The sequence below is a fragment of the Paenibacillus sp. FSL R10-2771 genome (assembly GCF_038000205.1).
Lineage (GTDB): Bacteria > Bacillota > Bacilli > Paenibacillales > Paenibacillaceae > Paenibacillus_AQ > Paenibacillus_AQ phytohabitans.
The window spans coordinates 5,911,856-5,937,770 of the sequence record NZ_JBBOBM010000001.1; the positions used below are offsets into that span (position 1 = coordinate 5,911,856).

General features: G+C 49.2%; 22 protein-coding genes and 4 tRNA genes. All 26 read right to left on the minus strand.

Annotated features, from left to right (window positions below):
• Positions 1 to 7: 7 nt before the first annotated feature.
• Positions 8 to 2,089: a hypothetical protein gene (locus tag NSU14_RS25465; protein ID WP_340947708.1), complete on the minus strand. Its 2,082-nt coding sequence runs from the start codon at positions 2,087 to 2,089 to the stop codon at positions 8 to 10.
• Positions 2,086 to 3,933 (minus strand): Flp pilus assembly complex ATPase component TadA, encoded by a 1,848-nt coding sequence (locus tag NSU14_RS25470; protein WP_076242359.1) that lies wholly within the window; start codon positions 3,931 to 3,933, stop codon positions 2,086 to 2,088. The genes NSU14_RS25465 and NSU14_RS25470 overlap by 4 nt, the downstream gene beginning before the upstream one ends.
• Complete coding sequence (locus NSU14_RS25475) at positions 3,926 to 4,756, minus strand: hypothetical protein (protein ID WP_340947710.1); 831 nt, start codon at positions 4,754 to 4,756, stop codon at positions 3,926 to 3,928. Before NSU14_RS25475 ends, NSU14_RS25470 begins: the two co-directional genes overlap by 8 nt.
• Before the next feature lie 2 nt (positions 4,757 to 4,758).
• Positions 4,759 to 5,337, minus strand: a complete 579-nt coding sequence (locus NSU14_RS25480) for a hypothetical protein (RefSeq protein WP_042134276.1) — start codon at positions 5,335 to 5,337, stop codon at positions 4,759 to 4,761.
• A 5-nt stretch (positions 5,338 to 5,342) separates the two neighbouring features.
• Positions 5,343 to 6,365 carry an SAF domain-containing protein gene (locus tag NSU14_RS25485; protein WP_340947711.1) on the minus strand — a complete coding sequence of 341 codons (1,023 nt, stop codon included), beginning with the start codon at positions 6,363 to 6,365 and terminating at the stop codon, positions 5,343 to 5,345.
• A gap of 45 nt (positions 6,366 to 6,410) precedes the next feature.
• Complete coding sequence (locus NSU14_RS25490; protein ID WP_144025951.1) at positions 6,411 to 6,764, minus strand: hypothetical protein; 354 nt, start codon at positions 6,762 to 6,764, stop codon at positions 6,411 to 6,413.
• A gap of 20 nt (positions 6,765 to 6,784) precedes the next feature.
• Positions 6,785 to 8,236 carry a hypothetical protein gene (locus tag NSU14_RS25495; RefSeq protein WP_340947712.1) on the minus strand — a complete coding sequence of 484 codons (1,452 nt, stop codon included), beginning with the start codon at positions 8,234 to 8,236 and terminating at the stop codon, positions 6,785 to 6,787.
• 28 nt (positions 8,237 to 8,264) lie between these two features.
• Positions 8,265 to 8,516, minus strand: a complete 252-nt coding sequence (locus NSU14_RS25500) for a hypothetical protein (RefSeq protein WP_042134268.1) — start codon at positions 8,514 to 8,516, stop codon at positions 8,265 to 8,267.
• Positions 8,485 to 9,225 carry a hypothetical protein gene (locus NSU14_RS25505; protein ID WP_340947713.1) on the minus strand — a complete coding sequence of 247 codons (741 nt, stop codon included), beginning with the start codon at positions 9,223 to 9,225 and terminating at the stop codon, positions 8,485 to 8,487. The genes NSU14_RS25500 and NSU14_RS25505 overlap by 32 nt, the downstream gene beginning before the upstream one ends.
• Before the next feature lie 38 nt (positions 9,226 to 9,263).
• Complete coding sequence (gene essC, locus NSU14_RS25510; protein WP_340947714.1) at positions 9,264 to 13,253, minus strand: type VII secretion protein EssC; 3,990 nt, start codon at positions 13,251 to 13,253, stop codon at positions 9,264 to 9,266.
• Positions 13,207 to 13,422, minus strand: a complete 216-nt coding sequence (locus NSU14_RS25515; protein ID WP_340947716.1) for a hypothetical protein — start codon at positions 13,420 to 13,422, stop codon at positions 13,207 to 13,209. Before NSU14_RS25515 ends, essC begins: the two co-directional genes overlap by 47 nt.
• 539 nt (positions 13,423 to 13,961) lie before the next feature.
• Positions 13,962 to 14,213: an ABC transporter permease subunit gene (locus NSU14_RS25520; protein WP_340947717.1), complete on the minus strand. Its 252-nt coding sequence runs from the start codon at positions 14,211 to 14,213 to the stop codon at positions 13,962 to 13,964.
• Positions 14,214 to 14,501: 288 nt separating this feature from the next.
• Positions 14,502 to 14,584, minus strand: a tRNA-Leu gene (locus tag NSU14_RS25525).
• Between the two features lie 4 nt (positions 14,585 to 14,588).
• Positions 14,589 to 14,663 (minus strand) — tRNA-Glu (locus NSU14_RS25530).
• A 172-nt stretch (positions 14,664 to 14,835) separates the two neighbouring features.
• Positions 14,836 to 15,972, minus strand: coding sequence for an alanine dehydrogenase (gene ald / locus NSU14_RS25535; RefSeq protein WP_076242353.1), 1,137 nt, complete (start codon positions 15,970 to 15,972; stop codon positions 14,836 to 14,838).
• A 224-nt stretch (positions 15,973 to 16,196) separates the two neighbouring features.
• A complete protein-coding gene (locus tag NSU14_RS25540) occupies positions 16,197 to 17,393 on the minus strand; it encodes an ABC transporter substrate-binding protein (protein ID WP_076242352.1) in 1,197 nt (398 codons plus the stop codon).
• 75 nt (positions 17,394 to 17,468) lie between these two features.
• A complete protein-coding gene (locus NSU14_RS25545; RefSeq protein ID WP_076242351.1) occupies positions 17,469 to 18,170 on the minus strand; it encodes an ABC transporter ATP-binding protein in 702 nt (233 codons plus the stop codon).
• A gap of 4 nt (positions 18,171 to 18,174) precedes the next feature.
• Positions 18,175 to 18,957, minus strand: a complete 783-nt coding sequence (locus NSU14_RS25550; RefSeq protein ID WP_042134258.1) for an ABC transporter ATP-binding protein — start codon at positions 18,955 to 18,957, stop codon at positions 18,175 to 18,177.
• Positions 18,926 to 19,894, minus strand: a complete 969-nt coding sequence (locus NSU14_RS25555) for a branched-chain amino acid ABC transporter permease (protein ID WP_179093401.1) — start codon at positions 19,892 to 19,894, stop codon at positions 18,926 to 18,928. The genes NSU14_RS25550 and NSU14_RS25555 overlap by 32 nt, the downstream gene beginning before the upstream one ends.
• A gap of 12 nt (positions 19,895 to 19,906) precedes the next feature.
• On the minus strand, positions 19,907 to 20,812 hold the full coding sequence (locus NSU14_RS25560; protein WP_039296535.1) for a branched-chain amino acid ABC transporter permease: 906 nt from the start codon (positions 20,810 to 20,812) through the stop codon (positions 19,907 to 19,909).
• A 473-nt stretch (positions 20,813 to 21,285) separates the two neighbouring features.
• Complete coding sequence (locus NSU14_RS25565; protein ID WP_042134256.1) at positions 21,286 to 22,368, minus strand: Gfo/Idh/MocA family protein; 1,083 nt, start codon at positions 22,366 to 22,368, stop codon at positions 21,286 to 21,288.
• Between the two features lie 18 nt (positions 22,369 to 22,386).
• Entirely contained in the window at positions 22,387 to 23,304 is a 918-nt protein-coding gene (locus NSU14_RS25570; RefSeq protein WP_179093400.1) for a helix-turn-helix domain-containing protein, read from the minus strand.
• A 42-nt stretch (positions 23,305 to 23,346) separates the two neighbouring features.
• Positions 23,347 to 24,351, minus strand: coding sequence for a Gfo/Idh/MocA family protein (locus NSU14_RS25575; RefSeq protein ID WP_340947718.1), 1,005 nt, complete (start codon positions 24,349 to 24,351; stop codon positions 23,347 to 23,349).
• 444 nt (positions 24,352 to 24,795) lie between these two features.
• A tRNA-Ser gene (locus tag NSU14_RS25580) sits at positions 24,796 to 24,884 on the minus strand.
• Positions 24,885 to 24,890: 6 nt separating this feature from the next.
• Positions 24,891 to 24,966, minus strand: a tRNA-Asn gene (locus NSU14_RS25585).
• A gap of 104 nt (positions 24,967 to 25,070) precedes the next feature.
• Entirely contained in the window at positions 25,071 to 25,823 is a 753-nt protein-coding gene (locus tag NSU14_RS25590) for an MBL fold metallo-hydrolase (RefSeq protein ID WP_076242348.1), read from the minus strand.
• Positions 25,824 to 25,915 lie beyond the last annotated feature (92 nt).

The window sequence follows — 25,915 nt, forward strand, 5'->3', positions numbered from 1 at the left end:
AGCTCCTTCACATTTTGCCGGTCACAACAGTCAGGTCGCCCAGCTGCTGGAAGGCCATATAGACGAAGGGAAGCAGTAAATATAAGGTGAACGTTGCCTGCATCGGCAAGAACCCGAACATTTTGCCCAGTGTACTTTTCCTGCTGATTACCTTCTCGTAGTGCTCCTTGCGCTGATCCATCGCGAAAGCCCTTTCGGCATCCATATCATCGAATGCTTTTTTTACCGGGATCAGATCAGCGGCAACCTGCAGGCGGTCAGCCAGCCGTTCCAAGGGAACAAAACGCGCATCCTCCTTCAGCTTCTCAATGGCATCCCAGCCTCCCGCTTCATAATCCAGCATGCAGCGCAGCAGCTGCCGCTCAAAGATATAACTGTAACGGTGCAGCCACTCTATAATTTCATACACGCTGATATTCGGAAATTGCGACAGCATCATCGACAGCGTATTGAAGCCGTCCACCTCATTCTGCATTTCCCATTTCCGCAGCTGGGTACGGATGATCAGGTATGCATTCGGAAGGAAGAAGCCTGCCGCAGCCAGCCCGAATGCCAGCAGCAGCTCATACCATTTGTAATATTCCCGGTGGTACTGCTCCACTCTGTTCATCAGCTGCTGTGCATAGGCATTCTGGTCCAGGCTGGACTGAAGAAACGGCTTATGCTCGGCCTGCTCCTGAATATACAGCAGCATCTGATCCGGTGTAATATCTCTCGCTACCAGTTCTCCAATCAGCGACTGCTCGAAGGCATACCGTTCCTCACTGAGCATCTTCTGGGATTCCGTCTGATTCCCGCCTGTCGTAATCAGTACATTGGGATGGAGGAGGTTATGTCTGATATTCACATGGATAGAGAACTGAATAATCACTACGAGCAGGAATATGCCCACTGCAGCCAGGGTCTTCTGTAAGTAGTAGGCATGATGGGAGAGGCCGGAGTTGGCATCCTTCAGAACACCCGCTACCTTAAAGTGGACGGGTTCATGCTCTTCCGGAGTAATCCGGTCCGTTACCCTGTAGACCCACTTGTTCTTCAATAGCCGGTTTAACCACTTGCCTTCATCCTTAATAGCCTGCGTATCCTCATCAACACCCTTCAGAATCCGCAAGGCAACGAACGATACAATAAACGTAATGTACAGCAGAATCAGTGAATACAATCCCCAAGCGGAATTATAGTAATTAGTCACAATCGGGAACATGCTCTCTGCCCATGTACGGATCGGGTCCAGCATGAATACCGGTGACACCGCTACAAAGACAATCCCGTACAACAACCGGTCAATCCGCTCACGGCGGTTGATATCCATATGGATCTCTTCTCTGATATTGCCAAGCATGGACAGATAGATAGAGCGCTCGCCCTTATGAATATCCGCATCGCCATATTCACCTATCTTGTAGCTCACTCCGGCCAATTGCTTCATATACCGGTTAGGTGCAACCTCATAATACCGCTGCAGCTCATCTTCCGGGTCCACCGCTGCAAGAATGCCGGCAATCTGTCTGGCATGCATAGCCACCATAGGCTTGGAACGCTCTGCAGAATTCTCCAGGCTGACCTGCACCATATGTGTCTGATGATATTCATGGCGGATATCCAGAATCATGGAAGACTGGTCATACAGCATCTGCTTGGCCAGACGGCCTATGAAGAGGTCGCTTAGAATTCCTCCCAGATAAATGGAAACCAGCATAATGGTTGCACGGCTGACCCAGGAAGAGGTCCAGAGAAAGGACAGCAGCGAGATCAGCAGAATACAGGCAACGATCATTAGAGTCAGTGCAGCTGCACGGCTTCTGATCATAATTTCATTTCCGGCATGAATTAAGGTGAGGCGGGACCGCATCCGGTGGAGCAGTTTTTTGATGACCGGAAGTTCATCAAGTACCGGATAGGCCTTATGAGCTTGTTCCAGCCATCTTTTGTCCTTGGTACGTGTAGGCAGCAGTGCCTTGAGGCGCCTTTGCTCCTGATATTGCGTGCCCTTCAGCTTACGCTGCACAATGCTGAGCAGGACAAGCAGGAGAGCCAGCAGGATGACGGATGTAACGAGAACAATCAGCATTATATTTTGCAGACTCATGCAGATTGCCCCCAGTACTTATCAATAAATGCAGTGAACTCCGCCGCATCATCCTCATCCATGTTTTTGCGCATTTCATCAATTTTCCGGCTGCTGATTGGATGCTTGACCACGTATTCTCCGGCTTCCCAGACAATGATATCCTTGTAATCATAAGAACGCCTGTCAGTCATCCGCCCGAAATATTCAGTCATGGTATCCATAAAAGCATCCAGCTTGTCCGTAATTTCAGCGCGCTCCGCGTAACTTCGGGGATATTCGAACTGAGGGTCGGCCGGAATAATCTCTGTAATCCGCTCAATATAACGTTTGCCGGCTCTGAGCACCAGATGGACGTTGAAGCCCAGCGCCTCAACCACCTGCACCTCGGCAATTTTTTCATTGCTGAATGCTCCCGAGGCAATCAGGCTGTTGCGGAGTGCACTGACGAGATTCGCCAGTGTTTTGCCGTGATGGGTAAACAAGGTATACTCAGAGGCCACCTGGGCTGCCTGAATGACATAACTGACCACACTGTGAGTGGCGGCTTCGCCGACAATGTTAACCGCACCATCTGTTTTCTTTTGTACATCCAGCCCGTCCTGACCGCTGACCGAGGGCGTTTCCCGAAAAGAAAGGATATTTTTACCCGGATACATTTTTCTCGCCCAAATTTCAAAAGAGGTCTCCTGAATCCGGATATTCTTCGCATCAATATATTTGATTAGCGCTTTGAGCAGCGTTGTTTTACCCGATCCCTGTCTTCCTGTAATTGCAGTTACCTGATGACCAAGGATGAGGTAGACCAGCATATGAATAGCAAGCGGCGCACCCTGATCTTTGATCTGCTGGTCCAGTTCTACCAGTGAATCATTGAATTTGCGGACAAAGAACGCCCAGCTCTCTGCCATTTTGGGCCTCACCACCACGACACGGCTACCGTCAGCCATATCGTTGATGATATAACCCTTGGATTCATTCAGCTGGCCTGGATTGCCGAAGCCGTAAATGTTCTGGCAGACCCGCTTCAGCTCCTTTTCGGAACCGAAGCTCAAGAATTCCAGATGAAGCGATTTCCCCCGGTAAAACGTCCATACCGCATCATAGGATTGCGGAATGAAATGCTGCTGTTTGGTATATTCCAGAAAATCAGTGGTTTGCACGACATCCGGAGGCATCCCGCTTGTTCCGCCATTCACACCGTCGATATTCTGATCCCGCAGCTCATCAATGACCCCAAGACCTTTATAAATTTGATAGGCCCGTTGTACAATAATTTCAATCTTGTCCTGCATGGACAATCCCGGATGCTCCGATTGATAGATGTGGCGGATCTGCTCTTCTGTAATCTTGTATCCCCGGGAACCGTCAGGCAGTCTTTGCAGAGTATCCAGACTATATTTGCTTACCATTACATTAAAGGCATCCTGCCCGTGATCTTTCTTGAAGACATGGAGCAGGATATCGAAGCAATCCTGTGAAGTCAGACGGCCCGCATGGCCGAAGCTGATGATCTTGTCCACATTTCCTTCATCCAGACCATAGGTCTGCACCAGCAGATCCTTCATGTACAGCTTGACGTACTTCTTGGCGGATAAATCACCATGCATGCAGCTTCTAAGTGCCTTCTGCAATTCTCTGCGCCGTGCTTTGCGGCGGTTATATTCTTCTTCGCTCGGACTGCCTTCATAGAGGGAAGAGGCGATAATCTCCTCGAACGCACGTCTCAGAAACAGCACGATTTCATTCATATCGTATTTCAGCTGCACGGATGGCGGAGCCGAGTTTTTACGTCTGCCCAGCCATAAGAACAGGAATACTCCAATAATAATCAGGACTATAAATATCAGGATAAGATTAATCATTTGCAGCTTCCAATTCCGGCAAGGCGGATATTTCCAGCGTCTGAAGAATAAGCTGGCCCATCCCCCGCACTGCAGCAGTGAAAGTTCTGTCTTCACTAAATTCCAGAAAACGGGTCCGGACCTCCCTAGCTTTCAGCAGGAACGGCACGGTCCGGCGCTCGTTCTGTGCATCCATGAACCCGGTATGATAAGGAACTATGCCGACAGCAGATTTTTTCAGCCGGTATTGTTTAATAATTCTTTCCTTATTCATCCTTGAGCTGCGCTCGTAGGCACCCAGGCAATAGAGCACTTGCTTATCGCCCGGCACAGGCGATCTTCCGCTTGTCTCAAAGTAGGTGTTCAGGCTCACCTGATTTTGACTCAGGTTCACAACAATCAAATCTGCCTGCTCCATAACCAGTGATACCACCTCCGGGTCATCTTCGGCCGAGAGGTCCACAAACAGAAGATCATAAAATCTTCTGTAATCTTTGAAAATATGCGGAAGTAAAAGCTTGGCCGTGTGCTTCTCTGTATTCAAAGATCCGCTTAACAGCTCCAGGCGGTCTTTAAGAATAGATTCCGCATGATCTCTTATCCCCTCGGGGGTAAGCATCCCGCACTGCACCAGCCGCTCAATGGCATCCATCCCCCCGGAAGTCGCCGCCTGAGCAGCCGCCCTTGTCTGAGAGAATACATGTTCAAGCACCCCTTGCTTCAAATGCGTGTGCGTCATCAGCACCCGGATATGATGATCCAGTGCAATCGTTGCCGCCACAACGGCCATATTTGAAGTTGTTCTCCCCTGCCCTCGGGCAGGCCCCCAAAACGCTACCAGCACCTTTACTCCCCCCGTTTCCTCGCATACTGCCATAATTTCTTGATGTCATTCTTAGGCACATTGCCGATTTCAATTAAAAAATCATTTACAGCCACGGCAAAATCCTTATCCACCTTAAGATTCACCCGTCCATCATGAACCCAGTCAATTCTCCGCTCTGCGCTGGTAATATAACTAATCTTGGAGGTGATTACCGGGTAATACCGGTCCACATATTTCAGTCCAAGCCCGCATTCCTCTTCGATAACAACCAGAAGAGCAGGCATATGCTTTTGATCCAGCAATTTATCCACATGTTCCATAGCCTGGCGCTCGTAGCTGGTTGCAAACACAATCTGCTCATCCTCCAGTCCTTCCGGATAACCATGATGCCAGTCATACAGGACAATATCCGGTCTGTCAGCCACATCCGGCTCAGCATCCCGTATCTGTATACCGGATACTTCTCCATCGAAATATTGATAATGCCTGTGGTTGTCCGAAATGATCATGACGTCATTGTTGTAATAGCCTTTTAACAGAATAGCGGCTACCAGGATGAAATCATGTTTCTCGCAATCTCCGGCGACAACAATATTCAAATCTGTCACTCTCCTTCCAGCAGACTGTCTTCGCCTGTAGCTTCTGTATTCATCCCGCCCACCGAACTCTGGTCTGCGCTGGAATCCACAGGTGCCTGATTACTCTGGTCAATGATTCCGTTAACCGATTGGCTGTTGTCCACTTGGGCAGCCTCAGCGGCTGCAGCTCCCTGCTCCGATTTCCGCTTAATTACACCGCTGCCGCTAGGGGCGTCGGCCCCGACACGTATGTTATCTTCATCTTCAAGGGCTTCAAGCCGTTTCTCCAGCTCTTTACGCAGATCCTCAGCCAGGCTCCACTTGGCCTGATCAATAATAAAGGGATTGCTTTTAATGACTTTCAATACATCCAGGTTAGGCACATAATTCACTACTGGCTCCGGCTGAAGCTCAGGCTCCACATACTGCTTCATATACAGCTCAGCATTGTTAATATAGGCATCCACTAAGGCTGCCTGAAGCAGCTGCGCTTCTTCTTCACTATCGTTGAAGAATGTATACTGATTCCCCAGGTCAACATCCTCGAGCGATTTCTTTCCAACAACTATGTAATCCTCACCGTTAGGAAATACGATTCGGATATCGACAACATCCCGTTTGGTCAGCCGCAGCGGAAGCTTGATATACTCTGTCTCTTCCTTACGTTCCGAAGGCTCAAGTCTCGCCTCATCACGCACCATCTCAGTAGTTACCGCTGTCCCCGGCATGGCATTGATCTTCAGGTATTTGCCGACGATTCCCTTGGAATCGCCGATCAGATTGTCCGGAGAAGAGAATTTGGGAAGCTTCTCTGCCATTACATCCTCTGAGGTAATTGCCTCACCGGCAAGCTTGGCGGAGACGAGAACATAGGCTGTCTGGGACTGGTCCATATACCGCTGCAGGACATCATCCTTGTCCGCCAGCTGTGCTTCATAAGCGGCCCGCTCATCAATTAGCCTGGCATTGTAGTGACGGTAGGTTGCGAACCATACCCCGGATGTTGCGACGGCAACAAGACAACCTGAAATTATCGTGTATCTCAACATTTTTTTCCGCTTGCGTACTGCCACTTCATGACCTCATTTCCATCCCTATTTGATTTTCCCTGTCTTTTTCGCTGCAGCTGCAGCTGCTGCTTCAGCCGCAGCCTTTTCACTGGCTTGCCGCTGTGCTTCCTTCACTCTTGCAGCTTCCGCCTCTTCTGTCCGCTGTAATTCAGTTGCATAACTCATCATTTCTGATTCAATCTGGACAATGGCGGCCTTGAACTGATTCATTTTCTTAATCCATTCTGTGCAATGCTGCTTAAACTCCTCACCGCCCATATCTACCCAGTAATCAGATACGCCTCCGATCGCAGTACTCATCTTGTCGCTGCATTCCTGGGCAGGAGCAAGCAGCTGATGGCAATTAAAAGCCATACTTCTAACCAAACCTGAATTCATAGCAGCCTCCTAGTTATGAATTAACGGCTCTCCGGAACAAATGAGAAACCGATACCTATTAACAGCAAAGTCACAAATAATACCGTTCCTGCGATGATCCAGAACAGCGTTTGCTTACGGATAAGCTTCTTCTGGACGGTCAACAGCTTCATAACCCATGCGACAGCCGCTTTATCCGGATAGAGCGGGTCCTGATGCGCCGGCATCAATGTTGCTTCAATTTCCGGAAAATCCTTCTTCAGCACTTGCAGCACTTCCTGATGCCCGTTCTCCAGCAGCAGTCTGCATCGCTTGCGTTCAAACGGATTCAGGGTATTCAGCTTCTCTTTCAGCAGTTCATATTTCCACATAGCCCCGTTGCCTATCATCATTGGAATTTGTGAGTTCCACCACAGCTCCAGCCCGCCAGTCCCCTTCCGTTCACGGTGAATATCGAGCCAAAGAATGATATGTGTGAAGCCGCTGGCCAGAAGCTCGGACATATCCCAGGAATATCCGCGGCGGTAAAACGTAACGCCTTCATATTCAAACATAGTGGACACGGAGTCTTCCTTCTCACCTTTAAATACAATCTGTTCAAGTGAGCCGATTTCCGGCCGGTCATCTCCGCAGACCAGTGGCTTCCAGCCCAATTCAGCCAGTCCTGCCGCAACCAGAAAAGCAGCCGCACCTACATCCTCTTCCCCGCCAACGCCGCACACCCCAATAACGAGGGGAACATTGCTGCCCAGTATTCTCTGACCCGTTACAGGCGCAGTTTGCTCCTCAGCCGGTAGGGATTGCTCCAGGCTTTCCAGCGTTCCTGTTACGGAAGGTGCCGGAGACTCTGTTCTTGCCGGGGGCCTTGACCTTGGTGCAGTAGCCGCTGTGGCAGGACGCGCAGCATTGGCAGCCCTCCCGGTGTTACCTGCCGGAGCTTGCGGAGCGGCTGCGGGCTGCGGGCGGGTAAGCGACTGGACCGCTCTTACGGGAGCGGGCGGAAGCTCTTCCCTTACCGGAGCAGAGGTAGTTGCTGCCGATTGGCCTCTAAAGGAGAAAAGCCCCTTCTTCTTTCCCAGGATATGATAGTAATCCCTTGTTGTTTTCTTTTCCTTAATCCAGTTCAGCAGATCATCGCCCTGGAATTCGGTGGTGAACAGCAGATCATGAATGTTCATATTTACCATAGACCGGATGAACTCAATATCTGTACGCAGCGCAGGGTCCAGCTGTACAATCAGTCTTGTATGCTTGAGATACTTGCGGATCAGTGTCATGAATCCGGTAATATCAGCAGCCTTAACCGGTGTACCCAGACCCGCTCCGCCCTCCATGATTACGATTGAGGAAGGATCGACCTCTTTACTGCTGAACCCGCTGATAAAGCTATGTAAGGTGGAGTGCTTACCTGAAATAACGTAGCCCTCATGCTCCAGCGCCCTTGACAGAAGCATAATGAGTTCAGGTGAGCAAACTAAATGTACGCTTTTCATAAGAAACCTCCTCGGGTAATTCACCCGCTTAGTAAGGTAATATCCGGATAATTGACCCGTCTCCCTGAATTACATCTGCCAGAAGCACCTGCAGTCCAAGCTCCGACCATCCCTCTCCGGTACTGCTGACCTCACATTTGAATTCCCAATCATCGGGGAGCCAGTTTGCCTGCTTCAGAAGCTCCACACATTCCCCCGCCGTAAGGAAGAGCGACACCTCCAGATCGAGTTCCTTCTCTCCTTTGCCTTTAAACTGAAATGTTGTTAATGCTGTCGACATATACGGCCTCCTCTGAGCGATGTGTCTCTTGCAGCCAAGCTGTTAATCCCTCTACCGCTGCTGCAAAATGAACAGGAGTTCTCATGACCCTTTCCTCTGTCCCGCGCTGCAGCAGCGACATATGATCTTCATGTATCAGCAAATTCAGTTCACGTTGTACTTGTACCTTCTCCTCAGTGCATTGGATTTCCGCCAGAGAGAGTACTGATGCACCGGCCAACAGCACTTGTTCCACCCATTTTTCCAGGTCAGACTCTTTATCTGCAGCAAGAAATTGTTCTGAGTTACCCAGACCTTGCACTAACGGGGTTCTGTTCACTACCTGGAACACCAGCTCATGCCACGCATAAATTTCCTGCACTTTATAGCTGCTGCCATCCGGCTGATGTTCAAGCTCAAACCAGGTGCCATCCCGGAAGAAATAGTAGACCTTAAGCGTCTGCTGATGCTTTTGTATAATCTGACACAGATATGCCGTACTGCCTGAGGCGATACGGATAAATTCATGAAGCCCTTCCTTCACCTGCGCGTTCCCCATAAAATCAGTCTCCAGATACCCTTTCCTTTCAAGCGATCTCATCTGTGCATCCATAAGGGCGCGCAGACTGCGCTCAGACTCCGCCTTGAGATCCGTATCCAGTCCCGGAAAGCTGTTTCCTCCCGTTAATGCCGTCAGATAGATAATTTCCAGAGCATGCAATTCAAACACTTCACGAACTGGTTTCATTGCTTCCTTCACCTGCTTATCTAAAGTTCTGTTATCATTTTGAGCCGCCGGATTACTCCTTCTGTAAGCAGCATCGCCTCACTGGCGTCCATTCCCCTGTTAAGCTCGTCGTAATCAAGGTGTTCCATCACGGCAGCATAGCACGTGTGATCACTTGGTGCTCCGCCCGACAACAGCGCATTTCCACTGTTAATCAGTTCACCCGCAAGTTCAGTGGTTAATTGCATTTTACTCAGCTCAACAGCATTGCTGCCGACCATCAGGAGCACACCCAGCCTGCCGCCAAATCTCGCAATCCGCTCTAGGTGATCCAGGGATTCATTGTCCATCAGATCAAAGGCTGATTTGAAATGCGGCATCAGAATTACGAGAAGCGGGTATTGGGACAGAATATAACCAGCTTCGTCAAATGCCCCAGGCTCCGGAGAATCGGCAAAGGCCTGCCTGGCATCATTTTTTCGCAGCTGCAGCTGTTCAATGAGTGATTGTGTAAGTTCCAGGAACGCTTCAGCCGTGTCCATATAACGGGTAAGCACAGGGTTGGCCCTCAGGCCCGCCAAGTTGGCCACACCGCTGTCGAGCAGATAGAATTCCTTAGTGACCTGGTTTGCCGAATCATGAAAAGTTTGCACTAATGAGTTGAACCTGAAATCCACCTGCTGCAAGCCGGTGTACGATACAACAAAGTTACTGACATGCTTGATATTGATCGCTGCCGGAAGTGTGGTATTCCAATCCAACCCTGCCGGTACAAGATATTCTCCATCCTCCGGTTGCGCCTTGGAGGCGCACTCCAGAAGCTCTTCCAGCGAAAGCTTGTCCGGAATTACGGCAATACCTACCGGTTCAATCTCTCCGGCCACAGCTTTCATCTCTGCACTAATCCTGCGGAGTGAGGCTGCAACCTGATCATCTGAGCTGCCTTCCCCCGGAAGTGCAGTATGGAATTCCAGAATCCGGTTATCTTTGAGCAGCCCGCGTCCCACAGTACTCGTTGGCTCCATCCCGTCCGTTCGGCCCAAAATGCTGCTGTAATCCAGCCTGTCAGACATTTGGAACACCAGAGCCTGCTTGACATTCTGACTGATCCGGTAAGGATAGGAGCTGACTGCATTGGCTGCAAATACAAAATAAATCCCGTAGTTTCCGCCTTCGCGCACCAGCTTCGCCAGATCTAATACATGGTCATCGTACGCTTCCGCAAATCCGGTGTAGTTATCAAGGAGAATAACAATGTATGGAACCTTGTCACCAGTTGCTGCGCAGTAAGACACCAGATTACTAATGCCAAGCTGCGAGAATTTACGTTTGCGTTCATCCAATTGGGACAACAGCCAGCTGATCAGTTTAGCAAGCTTCTGTTCCTCCTCAGGATAAATAATATCTCCCAGATGAGGCAGCTCATGAAAGACACCCAGTGTCCGTGTACCGAAATCCAATATGTAAAAATGCACGTATTCAGGATCATATTTCAGGGCAAGCGACATAATAATGGTCTTCAAAAGCATGGTTTTGCCGCTGCTCGGCGCCCCGTACACAAGCAAATGTCCATTCAGGTTAAAATTAATGTCCAGATTGTATTGATCCTGATCTGCAGGGTTATCTACCCGCCCAACGGTTGCCGTCAGATTATCCGTTGGCTGCTGCCAGTGGACTCCATTCCAGATTTGCTGCGGCTCCAGCACTTCCGTAAGCAGGAGAGTCTCCGGAAGCGGAGGAAGCCACAACTGGAAGGCCTCCCGGATGGAGTGCTCGGCCGAAAGGGCAGCGATGTGATTAACCACTGCCTGAAGCTCACTTAGTTGCGAAGCCCCTTCACCACTCTTCACCTTCGGCAGCAGGGATCTCCGCTCACCGCCCAGGGTGACAATATCCATCTGAGGTCTTTCATCGCCCGCCGAATCACCACCAGCGTACGGTGCTCCGCTCCAGGAGGACTGGAATAGGGTGAAGACCTCATTATTGCCCACCTGCAAATATCCGCGGCCCTTCTCTTTGATCTCTGCCGCTTCAGGGCGTTTCAGCATTTCCTGGCTATCCGATGGTGTCTGCACCTTCAGACATAGCTTGAAACGCGAGTTACTCCAAATCTGCTCATCGACTACTCCGGATGGCTTCTGGGTTGCCAGTATTAAGTGGATACCCAAGCTTCTTCCTACCCGCGCCGCACTGACCAGCTCTTTCATGAATTCCGGCTGATCCGATTTCAGCTCCGCGAATTCATCCACCACTATGATCAGATGCGGCAACGGAAGACTGGCCTCCTTGTTGCGGTACAGGATGATGTAATTATCAATGCTGGTTACACCGGCATCGCTGAACAGCCGTTGTCTGCGCAGCAATTCGCTTTTGATGGATGCGAGTGCACGGTTAATCTGGTTGCCGCCCAGGTTCGTGATCGTTCCTACCAGATGGGGTAGCCCCTGAAACGCATTGGCCATTCCCCCGCCCTTGTAGTCAATCAGGACAAAAGCAACCTCATGAGGATGGTAATTTACCGCCAGACCCAGCAGCAGGGATTGTAGCAGCTCACTCTTCCCTGAACCGGTGGTTCCGGCAACCAATCCATGCGGACCGTAGCTTTTTTCATGCATATCGAACAGCAGGGACTTCCCGCCCGCCCCGAGTCCCAAGGGAATAGACAGCGTCCGGTTGGCCTGATTCTTAGACCAGCGCTGTAGCACATTCAGCTCCTCCACCTGCTCTACCTCAAAGCTCTCCATGAAGGTGACCATTGACGGAATATAACTGTTATTTTGCCCCTCCTTGATTCTAAGCGGAGATAACGAACGGGCAAAAAACTCTGAATGCTGCTTATCCAGAGAATCAACTGTAAAATGATCTGCTAAATGATTTAATAGCTGCCTCGTATCTTTGCGGACCATTCCTTTACCGTCCCTGATTTCAAGAATGGCCTGGCAGTTCAGCGGCAACGCAACATCTATCTTCTCAGAGATAAAAATACTCGTCGCGCCAAGCACAGAATTATTGGACAGCAAAATCTTCATCATTTCTGTGCTATCCCACAATTCAGGAGCAAACACCAGGAATACATAATGTGGGGTCTGCAGCGTCTGCAAGCCATAGCCGCTCTGGCCGCTTTCCTCTCTTTTTCTAAGGATAGGGAGCAGTTCATCGGCAAAATTGGAGGCTTCGTAAGAGGTCGTAGCCAGACTTCTAAATCTCCGGCCTTTGTCCCATGTATGGGGCAGCCATTTCAGCCATGCCCAGTGTTCCAGATCCTCAGGCTGCATCACACATACGATTCTTACGTCATCGTAGCCCTGATGTGTAGTCAGATGAACGATAGCTGCATTCAGAAAATCGCGAACCTCCCGCTTTCTGCCGAATATGCCAAGCGTATTAATATTGCTAAGAGGAATGTACACAGGAATATCTCTTACGAAATACATTTCTTCGCAGATTTTGGCAGCGATTTCTTCAAGCGGATTATCGTCGTCGATTGCTTTGGTTCTGGGGCTGTATGTAGGTACCAGTGAAATGGGCTGTATCCCCACTCCGATCCGGATATTCAAGAAATCATCTTCAATTGCCGTTCTCTCCCATAGCTGCTTGCTTCTGCCGCGGACGATTTCAATGCAGCTGGAGATATCCGGATGTATGTATGTATAAGCCTCACGCTGCGTACTGGCAGCATTTTGCAGCTCATTGCGGACTTGGAATAAATAATTCAGATATTTCTTCTCCAGCTTCTTATTTTGCTCCAGATGCTTCTTCACACTGGATTTGTAATTCATCACCGAGATCATAACTGTTAGAAACGTCATACTCATCGTCGAGATCAGCATCGTATACGATCTGGTCAAGGTTGACATGAAAATTGCAATCAGCATCATCCCGATCGGCGGAATAATAATGGTCAGCCAGGAGAAGGTCGGTTTGCCCGAAGGCTTGGCAGGGTCCTCCAGAGCCAGTTCGCCTTCCGGATAGCTTGGTTTAATTCTAGGGGTTCTTTGTACCTGATTGGTTAGCATTTCTTGTACGCTCATTTTTTTCATCACCACTGGATAGGAATTTTGGATTACCAAGCTCATTTAATTTAAAATTTTTAATAAAAAAATATAAAATTTCATTAATTTGGGATTTATATTTAGCATTATCGGTAATCCTCGACAATAGTTTATATTTTCCATAACATTTATTGTTAATATAGTTCATTAATCCCTAATTAGTCACCCTTCTCTTTAACGTATTAAAATTAACAGAGCATAAAGATATAGTTCAATAGCCACTATGCTCATTTCTGCAAGCACCGGAATTATGCATAATGGCATATTTACTTTTTTTACCTAACCCCGATTATATTTACCATCCGTTTTCTATCTTTACTTAAAATGTATTTTTTTCGTTAGTACACCCCCGTCAAACTTTTTTATTTATTTATCAGCCAACTGCCGGCTTCTCTACTTCAGGACTTCAATACTATGAATAATGACTGTGTCAAAACTATTCCATTGTCCTATTAAAATAAAATACCTGCGGGAATTTACTTCTTAGCCTCAAGTTTTGAAGTACTCAAAAACAAATAGGCCGCCAAAATGGCGGCCTATTCTTCTGCTGCTGAACCTAGTTCAGGTATTCTGCTTGATTTCATATCCGTTTTTTGTCCTTACCCTTTAACCGCACCGCCAGTAAGTCTCCGGACCAATGTTTTGAAGCCGAAGAGGAAGCGGAGATCAGCGGAAGCGTGCCCAGGGTCAGACCCAGGATACTTGCCGAATAATCCGTAAGGAGATCAGCCCCAGGGTGCTGATGCCCGGCACCAGGAACGGAACTACGATTCTTGTGAGAATGGCCGATTCCGAGCAGCCGTCGATCCGCGCGCTTTCGATGACCTCGGTCGGGACTGAGGCGCGGATGAACTGGGTCATGAAGAATACGCCGAAGGCGTTGTTCAGTCCGGCCAGAATCAGCGGCGCATGGGTGTTGTTGAGGTGGAACCACTTCATTTCCATAACATAAGCAATCAGGCCCAGGGCACCATATCGTATACTTTCTCCAGTGCAAGCGGCTCATCATCCACAAGCATGACCGAAATTACAAAATCCATTGCACCCCCCGCTCCTGTCGATGTCTAATATATATGCAGGTATAACGGAACATAAGGCGCCATCAATGGATGTACCCACAACAACAAAAAAAGCAACTCATCCGGAGACAAGTCGCTATTCTAAACGCTCTATTTATATAACAAAAAAACCCTTGAATCATCAAGGGTTTCCTGTCCATTACAATTATGCGGTAGAGAGGACTCGAACCTCCACGGGTATACACCCACTACCCCCTCAAGATAGCGTGTCTGCCATTCCACCACTACCGCATATTGGTGACTCGTATGGGATTCGAACCCATGTTACCTCCGTGAAAGGGAGGTGTCTTAACCCCTTGACCAACGAGCCAGATGATAAGCTTGTGTGTTTGTCACAACAAAAATGAGTATATCAAACCTCGCTAAATTTGACAAGCCTTTTTCCAAAAGAAAATATCAGGGAGAAATACGGCGTGCAGCCTCCGCTTCTCCCCATCCCAGCCCCGCCTTCCCGCGAGGACAGAAACTATATTCTCCCATTCTTAAATACGTCCGCCAGCGGCAGCTAGGACACGGATTCCATCGGCACATTCATAGCCCAGACTCTGCGCTACTGCGGGATTCGTTACGTGTCCAGCTACCACATTCAAGCCGCGGGCAAGCGCCGCATTATTGACCGCAGCCACATGAATGCCATGATTGGCAATCTGCAGCGCATAAGGGATCGTCACATTGGTCAGTGCCAGTGTAGAGGTCCGGGCGACCGCCCCCGGCATATTGGCCACCGCATAGTGCACCACGCCATGCTTCACATAGGTCGGGTTCTCATGGGTTGTAATCCGGTCGATGGTCTCAATCGAGCCGCCCTGATCAATCGCCACGTCCACGATCACAGAACCCTCTGCCATTTGCTGCACCATATACTCTTTGACCAGCTTCGGCGCACGGGCACCGGGAATCAGTACAGCCCCGATCAGCAGATCGGCTTTGCGGACAGCCTGCTCAAGATGATAAGAATCCGACATCACCGTAATGAGCCTACCGCCAAAAATATCATCCAAAGCCCGCAGCCGGTTCGCATTCAGATCCAGGACTGTCACGCGTGCCCCCATCCCCAGGGCAATCTTCGCCGCATTGGTGCCGACAATACCGCCGCCGACAATCACTACCTCTCCAGGCTGAACTCCCGGCACACCGCCCAGCAGGACGCCTTTGCCTCCCTGCGGCTTCTCCAGCAGCCCGGCACCGATCTGCACAGCCATCCGTCCGGCAACCTCGCTCATCGGGATAAGCAGCGGCAGGGAGCCATCTTCAAGCTGGATGGTCTCATACCCTACCGCCGTCACCCCGCCCTCCACAAGCGCCTTGGTCAGAACCGCCTCCGGCGCCAGATGCAGATATGTGAAGAGAATCAGGCCTTTGCGGAAATAAGCATATTCCTCCGGCAGAGGCTCCTTCACTTTAATGATCATCTCCGCCTTGCCCCAGACTTCCGCAGCGGTGTCCAGAACTTCAGCACCTTTATCCAGGTATTCTTGATCTTCGAAGCCGCTGCCTGTGCCGGCAGAGGCCTGGACGAACACCTCATGCCCCGCCTTCCGGAGTGCTTCTACCCCGGCCGGGGTTATGGCGACGCGGTTCTCATTATTCTTGATTTCTGCGGGTACGCCAACAATCATGCTGATTCCCCCTCAAAGTTTTGTAAGCATAACCTTCCTTGATATAACATCGGCAAAACTCGCTTCGGAAGCACAGGCAAAGTTTGGTGAGCATAGTGATATGAGAAAAGAAAGGCTCAGAATTGAGCCTTTCTCTTCTCAGCTAAGGTGATGCAGGAGGCCGCACGGCCTCCTGCGGTTTAGAACCCCAATTCCATTCACCTTAGTATATGCGGATTTCCTTCTTAAGGATTAACCTTTGTTTCGAAGGTCTGTTTACCGTCAACGAATTTCAGAACGACAGCCGCTTTAACCGGGTCATGTGTTTCGTTCAGGGTAATTTTGCCTGTAGCGAGCTGCAGATCTTTGGTTGCTGCCAAAGCTTCTGTAATTTTGGCCGGATCAGCTTCACCGGCACGGGTGATGGCATCAGCCACCAGCTTCAGTGCATCGTAACCAAGGGCAGCCATACCATCCGGAACTGCACCGCCGTTAGCTGCTTTGTAAGCTTCAACGAAGCTCGTTACTTCAGTAGCTGTATCTTCAGGCGAGTAGTGATTGGACATGTAAGTGTTCTCCAAGGCTTCTGAACCAGCGATTTCAGCCAGCTGCGGAGAATCCCATCCGTCGCCGCCCAGGAATGGAACGGTAATACCCATTTCACGGGCCTGTTTCACGATTTTACCAACCTCTTCATAGTAGCCCGGCAGGTAAATTACATCGGGGTTAGCTGCTTTGATACGTGTCAGAACGGCTTTGAAGTCAGAGTCTTTCTGTTGGTAGGACTCCTGGCTCAGCACTTCGCCGCCTTTAGCTTTGAAGGTCTCTTCGAAGAACTTCTGCAGACCTTTGGAGTAGTCACTCGAAGTATCTGTATAGATTACTGCTTTTTTGGCTTTCAGGGAGTCGATTGCAAAGTTAGCCATCACTTCACCTTGGAATGGATCGATAAAGGCTGCGCGGAACACATATTCATTCACATTGCCACTGCGCTCATCTACAGTAACTTTAGGGTTGGTGGCACCTACTGCAACGAGTGGAATCTTCTTCTCGGTAGCAACCGGAACGATACCCAGCGTATTGGTAGAAGTGGAAGCACCAATGATTGTAACAACCTTATCATTGGTAATCAGCTTCTGTGCTGCTTGCGTTGCTTCTTCAGACTTCGAAGCGTTGTCGGCAATTACCAGTTCCAACTGCTTACCAAGAATCCCGCCCGCTGCGTTGATCTCATCAACAGCCAGCTTCGCGCCCTTCGATGCGGAGTCGCCGAAAGAAGCTTGACCGCCTGTGAGCTCAAGGTCAGCCCCGATTTTGATTGTGCCTGCGGCAGCATTTCCGCCGCTTGCAGAGTTACCGCTGTTCTCTGTGTTGTTGCCACAGCCCGATGCTAATACCGCAGTCAGTACTGTCGACAAAATAATGGCCCCAATTTTCTTCATTGTTTCTCCCAGCCTCCCGATTAATTAATTTTTATATGTTGTTTCTGTGATGCTGCTGTAGTTAGGCGTATCTGTTTAGTGACCAAGATAAGCCATTTTGATTTCATCGGAATCGGCCAATTCCTTGGCGTCTCCTTCAAGTACTACCCTGCCTGTCTCCAGAACATAGGCACGGTCGGCGATTTTGAGCGCCTGATGTGCATTCTGCTCAACCAGCAGCACAGTGGTTCCCGCGTCATTGACTTCTTTAATGATTTTGAAAATATCCTGGACCAGCAGCGGCGCCAGCCCCATGGACGGTTCATCCAGCAGCAGCAGCTTGGGGTGTCCCATAATCGCCCGCCCCATGGCAAGCATCTGCTGTTCCCCGCCGGACAGCGTTCCGGCCTGCTGCTTCTTACGTTCCAGCAAACGGGGGAAGGTATTGTAGACTCTCTGGAAGTCAGCTGCCAGGCTGCTGGAATCCTGCAGATAAGCACCCAGCTCCAGGTTCTCCTCAACGGACATATTCGCGAAGACACGGCGTCCTTCAGGACAATGAATTAGCCCTTCCTTAACAATCGCTTGAACACTTTGATTGACAATCGATTTATCCAGGAATTCAATACTTCCTATCTTGGGTTTAAGCAGCCCCGAAAGCGTCTTGAGCAGCGTTGACTTGCCGGCGCCATTGGCACCGATTAGTGTAACGATCTCTCCCTGCTTCACGTTGATGCTGAGATCCTTCAAGGCATGAATAGCTCCGTAATAAACATTGATTCCTTGTACTGTAAGCATAGTTCTACGCCTCCTGTCCCAAATACGCTTCGATAACCTTCGGATTATTCCGGATTTCCACCGGAGTTCCGTCAGCGATAAGGATTCCGCGGTCCAGGACGTAAATCCGGTTGCAGACACCCATAACCAGCGACATATCATGCTCGATCAGCAGAATGGTAAGGTCGAATTCTTCACGGATCCAGGCGATCAGATTCATCAGATCACGTGTCTCGTTCGGGTTCATCCCGGCCGCAGGCTCATCGAGCAGCAGCAGCTTGGGTCCGGCAGCAAGCGCGCGGGCAATCTCAAGGCGGCGCTGGTTACCATAGCTCAGATTGCTGGCTACCTCATGACTCTGATCGGCAAGATTGAATATTTTGAGGATATCCATCGCCTTCTGAGTGATTTCGTCCTCTCCCTTGAAATGCTTCGGCAAACGGAGCATAGACGAGAATAACGAGTGTTTCGCATGCTGATGAAAAGCAATTTTGACATTCTCCAGCACAGTCATAGCCGTAAATAAGCGGATGTTCTGGAACGTACGGGCGGCACCCTTATGGTTAATTTTATAAGGCTTCATACCGCCAATGGATTCGTTATTTAGAAGAATGCTGCCTGATGAAGGGGGGTACACCCCGGTCAGCAGATTGAATAATGTTGTTTTGCCGGCGCCGTTGGGTCCGATCAGCCCAATCAGTTCACCTTTATTAATATGAAGGGAAACCTCACTGACTGCCTTAAGTCCGCCAAAGGATCGGCTGGCCTCCTTAACGTCAAGGAGCACTGCTGCCTTCGATTGCGTCATTTGCCTTAGCCTCCTTTTTGCCGAACTTGCCGAATGAGAATTTGGTTGTGCCCAGCAGACCGCTTGGGCGGAAGATCATCATCAGGATGAGCACGATGGAGTAAATAATCATGCGCCATTCCGGGAATTCCCGAAGGTATGTGTAGAGCAGGGTAACGAACACCGCTCCGACGATGGAACCAGCCGTGCTGCCAAGTCCCCCGAGAACAACCATAACGATAATTTCAAACGACTTCAGGAAGTTGAAACTGCCCGGCGTGATAACGTAGAACGTATGAGCTGACAACCCGCCAGCAATCCCGGCAAACAAGGCACCGATGGTGAAAGCGATAATTTTGTAGCGTGTCGTATTAATACCCATAGCCTCTGCTGCAATTTCATTCTCACGGATAGCAATACATGCCCGGCCGTGTGTAGACCTAATGAAGTTATTAATCAGAACCACAGAAATCAGGGTGAAGAAGAATAACATCGTCCATGTTGTTTTGGCAGGAATACCGCTGAGCCCTGAAGCCCCGCCGACGAATTCTGTATTCAGCATGACAATCCGGATGATTTCACCGAATCCCAGTGTGGCGATGGCAAGATAGTCACCATTAAGCCGGAGGGTAGGCATTCCGATCAATACGCCGAATACCGCTGCCAGGAGTCCGCCTGCAATAATGGCTGGAACGAATGGCACGTTGTAGTCAAGGGTAAGGATCGCCGAAGTGTATGCACCTACGGACATAAATCCGGCATGACCAATGGAGAACTGCCCGGTAATCCCGGTAATCAGGTTGAGCGATACGGCAAGCATGATGTTAACACCAATTAGAAGCAGCATAGATTGGTTTACATCACTTAGTACTCCCGTTGTTAGAAGAACTTTAACAACTCCATAGAACGCAAGGGCAACGATAATGCCCATCCAGAACTTTTTATTTATATTTTTCACGGCAGTTCCCTCCTACACTTTCTCCCGGACATTCTTGCCAAACAGTCCGGATGGTTTAAAGATAAGGATCAGAATCAGTACCGCGAATGCCACGCCGTCACGCCATGAGGAGAACCCGAGTGAAGAAATCTCTGTCTCTACCGTTCCCAGCAGCAACCCGCCTACAAGGGCACCAGGAATACTTCCAATTCCCCCGAGCACTGCAGCTACGAATGCTTTGAGTCCAGGCATAACCCCCATCAAAGGATCGACTGAGTTATACGTCATTCCAAAAATGACTCCGGCAGCAGCAGCGAGCGCTGAGCCGATTGCGAATGTAGCTGAAATGGTGCGGTCTACGTTGATCCCCATCAATCGCGCCGCCTCCACATCGAATGATACCGCCCGCATTGCTTTACCGGTTTTGGTATAACGGACGATATACTGCAGGACAAGCATTAGAATAATCGTTGTTAGCAGAATCATTATCTGATTGGATTCCACTTGGATGGAAGAACCGAACAGATGATATTGCTTCTTCTCCATAATATCCGGGAAGCCTTGAGCCTGAGGCCCAAGAATCAATACTCCGGTATATTCAAGCAGGAAGGATACACCAATCGCAGTGATCAACGCGGCAATCCGGGTTGACTTGCGAAGCGGCTTGTAAGCCAGACGCTCTATTGTGATACCGAGCAATGCGCTGATGGTCATCGAAATGATCAGCGACAAGAGCAGGACAACGATGGGCGGCAATCCGGCATTCGCCAGATATTTGGCACTGTAGAGTCCGATGAACGAACCTACCATAAATACATCGCCGTGCGCAAAATTGATCAGTTTGATGATACCGTAAACCATAGTGTAACCAAGGGCGATCAGAGCATAGATACTGCCTACGGAAATCCCGTTAATTAGTTGCTGAATGAAGTACTCCATCGCCATCCCCTTTTCCCCATAATAATCAAAATTCCCCTTTCTCTGCCTTGCCTCTCTTTTATTTCTTTATGATGTCATTTATATTAACACAAGGGTTGGGTGTCGTCACTAATTTTTATGTGAATTAATATAAAATTCAAGATTTAATGTTATGTTACATAACATGGTATGTGTAGTATTCGGTAGGTTTTTGTTACTTTTCGAAAAATTCGTAGAAAACGGGAGTAAAACAGAGGATTTTAAAGCAGGATAGTTTTAGGATTTGTTTCCTTTTCTTATACAATACTTTATTTACACGCAATTAATATAACATTTGTCTCTTTACAGCAGCACTCCTTCAATTTATTAAAGGGGTAACGGGTTGAACCGGCAGACTTTTTGTCGTAATTTGTCTAGAAAGCAAATAAGCTGGCACCTCTTACACCGGGAGGTCCAGCTTATTTGCCTGATATACTCTGCAGACCGTCTAACGTTTAGTCCAAATAAACCGCCTTACCCGTCTGTGCAGATTCATAGATAGCCTCCAGAATCCGTGAGACCACATAAGCCTGTTCAGGAGTCACGACCGGATCTTTATCCTCTTCAATGGCTTCAATCCACTTTCTCAATTCCACATCCGTAGCCTTCTCTGTTTTCCCTTCATAGAAAGCTACTCCTCCGGCATCGAGCTCAATTTCATTCGTGTACAGCTTACTATGCTTCTCCCCGTTAATTCTGAGACCATTCTTCATATCCGCACCCGCTTCCGTTCCGCTTAAGCTGCACTTGGCTTCATCCACGTCCAGCGAATTAAGCGCCCAGCTCGCTTCCAGCGTAATCGTTGCGCCATTCTCCATCACAATCATCCCGAAGGCGGAGTCTTCCACGGTGAATTTCTTCGGATCCCAGGGTCCCCAGGCATTTGCAGCCTCTTCTTTTCTGGAAAGCTCATGGTATTTGGTACCCAGTACAACCTTCGGCTTATAATTGTCCATCATCCAGAGCGTCAGATCAAGCGCGTGGGTTCCGATATCAATAAGCGGGCCTCCGCCCTGCTTCTCCTCATCCAGAAAAACACCCCAGGTCGGAACCGCTCTACGTCTGATCGCATGCGCTTTCGCATAATAGATATGGCCAAGCTCCCCTGCTTCGCAAACCTTTTTCAAATATAAGCTGTCTTGTCTGAACCGGTTGTCATAACCGATCGTCAGCTTCTTGCCTGTACGTTTCGCCGCCTCGGCCATACGCTTGGCATCTGCCGCTGTTTTGGCCATTGGCTTCTCACACATCACATGCTTTCCCGCTTCTAATGCCGCAATAGAGATATCCGCATGCGCATCATTTGGAGTAAGCACATGGACAATATCAATAGAAGCATCCTTCAATAATTCCAGATAATCCGTATAGACAACAGCATCCGCGTTTCCATATTGTTCTGCAGCCGACTCCGCCCGTTCCTTAATAATGTCGCAAAAGGCAACCACCTGGACCTTATCCTGTCTGCTCAAGCTCGGAAGATGCTTCCCGTTCGCAATGCCTCCACATCCGATAACTCCAACACGATACACTTTGCTCATATCCTCTCATCCTCACTTTTAATTTAATTTTTTGGACTTGCGGTAGGCCGCCGGAGTCATCCCGAGCCGCTTGCGGAAAACCGAATGCAGATAGGTCGCATTTGTAAACCCTTCGGACTCAGCAATGTGTTCTATCGGCAGGGTGCTAGCTTCAAGCTTGCTGCATACGGCCTGCAACCTTATCTCTTCAAGAATCCGGCTGAACGTTCTATCCGGATCGATCTGCTTAAATATCCGCTGCAGCTGCCTGGAGCTGATATTCAGCTTCTCAGCCACATTCTCCAGGGTCACGGTTGCTGAAGAATTCGCCTCCATGTATTGAATGGCATATTGATAGCGGTAGGCCAACATATCCCGGACCGGTGCCGAGGTTCCCATCCCGCCTGCATCGTAAGCTCTGGTTACCTTCAATAAAATACTGATCACAAGATGTTTAATAGAAGTATAATATCCCGTAAGCTTGCCGTCGCAGGCCTCATACGCTTCAAGAAAGCATCTCATAGCCTTGTGATAATCCTGCGCAGGTACAGGGGGAAGTTTCCTCAGCTTCTCAACGCATTCCTCGGCTTCCGCAACCTCCCATGAATCCGCATCTTCTCTGAGCTTTTCAGCAATATTGACATGCAGACACAACTCATCCATCGCCTCTTCCGGCTCCGCTTCCTGACGATGCATCACTCCCGGTCCGGTTAAGTAGAGCATTCCTTCCGTTAAAGCATACGCCTGCTCGCCAAGAATGACCGTTCCCTTGCCCCGTGGTATGAAATGAAATTCAAATTCAGCATGGTTATGGAAATCAATGACCTTTCCCGGCGGAAAAGAGGTCAAATGAAACCGGAGAACTGAAATTTCATAATGTCCCCACAGGATTGAAATATCCAGTCTTTCAAGCATATCCTGCTTCTCAAACATAATCCCGAAAGGAAAATGGCTCATTATAATCCTCCTGCTTAAGCTAAGCTCTTCATGGATGAGTGATCAGGCGTTCAATTCGTCTAACCGGATAACACGGCCTGCCTTCGCGGAGAGATTCGCCGCCTCCATTAACCTTGTAAGCTCAGTTGCGATTTGAATATTCTCGGCAGCAATCGTGTTGTTCTGAATGTGGGTGACCCATTGTTGAAATGCACTCTCCCGGTGGCCCTGCAGAGGCACATCTATCCAGGAATCCCCTTTGTCTGGCGCTTTAGTACTTCTAACGAGCAGCTTCTCTTCAGGCGTTCCGTATAAAAGGGTTCCTTCCGTTCCATGCACTTCGATCGTAAACGGTGAGTAGCTATTCACGAATCCGGCTTCCACCACACCAATAGCCCCTGAATCGGTATAGAGCGTCGCCACCGCGTTGTCTTCCACTTCCTTGCCTGTTACATATCCAAAGCTCGCACTTACACCGGTCACTTCTTGACCCAGAAAGAGCCTGGTCAGGTACATGGGATGACAGCCAAGGTCAATTAAGGCACCGCCCTGGCATTGCTCCAAGCTAAAGAAATGTTCGGGAAGCCAGTTTGCAGTTGCACCATTATGAGATAAGCGGACTCTGACATACGTTATTTCTCCAAGCAGTCCCTGGTTTAGAATTTCTTGAACCGATAAAGTATAACCATCATTTAGACGCGGGAGGTAAACCGTTAGCTTCACCCCATGACCCGAGACTTCTGACAGGATTTCATTGACCTCACTCAACGTTGCAGCCACAACCTTTTCGGTGAAGATGTGCTTGCCGGCTTGGGCAGCCGCAATGATGATATCCCGGTGCTGACAGGTTGGCGCGTCGACAATAACGGCATCTATATCCTTCCGGGCAAGCAGGTCTTCCAAGGAATCAAAAAACGGAACATTCAAGCTGTCCGCAGCCTTCTTGCCGCGCTCCGCATCCTCGTCCCACACCGCAGCGATTTCAGTATCACTATGTTCCTGCGCCTGCTTCGTATAATCCCAGGCATGCACATGCCAAAAGCTGATTTTGCCAATCCTAATGCTCATTCTCTTGCACCTCCATATATATTATTCTGACATTACCTATAAGGTATCATATAACATGCAGGTTTTTTAGTAGATAAATGCGACAATAACTATATGTAATTACGACATCAAAAAGGAACCCGCATACTTCAAGGCTTCACATCGCTCTGACTGGATGAACGCAAAAAAAGAAGCTCAAAATGAGCTCCTTTTGTATTAATACGTATGAATAGTTGCAGGAACGGAGAGAGAGGGATACTCTCACTGCGCGAGAGATTGCGAAGAATCCCTAACGAAGCTTATGCTCCAACGAACCACTGAGGGTTCTCATCCCTAGCAGGGAAGTAAATCTACGGAGAGAGAGGGATACTCTCACTGCGCGAGAGATTGCGAAGAATCCCTAACGAAGCTTATGCTCCAACGAACCACTGAGGGTTCTCATCCCAAACAGGGAAGTATATCATACGGAGAGAGAGGGATTCGAACCCTCGCACCGCTTACGCAGTCTAACCCCTTAGCAGAGGGTCCCCTTATAGCCACTTGGGTATCTCTCCAAGTAATGGCTCCCCGAACAGGACTCGAACCTGTGACAACTCGATTAACAGTCGAGTGCTCTACCAACTGAGCTATCAGGGAACATTAACATGAACAAGGATTAATTTATCATGATTCTTTAGGTTAGTCAAGCTTAGCGAAAGAGATTGTAAGAACGTTTACAAACTATACAAATTTCCTTGGGACTACACCCATTCTCCGTCCAAAGGTACAGCGACACGGTTAAGCAGTTCCTCTTGTTCAAGGCGGAGCTTCAGCAGTTTACGGGTAACGTGGCAGTGGTTAATGGCATCCATATGAACGGCAATCACGGATGCTTCCGGGGCTGCATGGCATACATCCACAATATCCTGTTCGTTCATAGTGATATGTCCTCCGCTTACGAAGCTTGCTCCTCCGGCATTCACGACGATAACTTCCGGGTGATAATCATCAAGTACCTGCCGGACTTCGCCGCACCAGATTGTGTCTCCCGCCAGATACAGATCGGGTTCTCCTTCCGCCTGGAATACGAAACCGGAGACTTTGCCCATTCTCTCCCCGATCTCTCCCGTTCCATGTCGGCCATCAGTACGCGTCAGGGTTACTCCACGCACAGAAGCTGCCGCACTGTCTTTAATCTCTGTAACATGGGCGAAGCCCTGCGCTGTAATTTTCTCTCCATCTCCCTCCTGGCATAGTACCGGAAGCTCATGCGACAAAAGCTCCGCCGCCGCTGCATCCCAGTGATCCTGGTGGAGGTGCGTCACGAGTACAGCATCCGGCTCCAGCCACTGCTCTACAAGCCCCGGTAAAGAAACCAGCGGATTCCGCTGCTCATTCGTGGTATTTATAATTGGCGGATTGACTCCCTGTGCACTCAGCATCGGGTCAACCAGAAAGGTTACGCCGCCGTATTCCAGCCATAATGAGGCGTGGCGGATCAGTTGGATTTTCATAATAAACACCTCTTTCTTATACTTGTGCTTGGGTTCTGCTACAATTAATTATAAATCGGCCGCAGATAAGAATACATTGTGCCGCGAAAGAG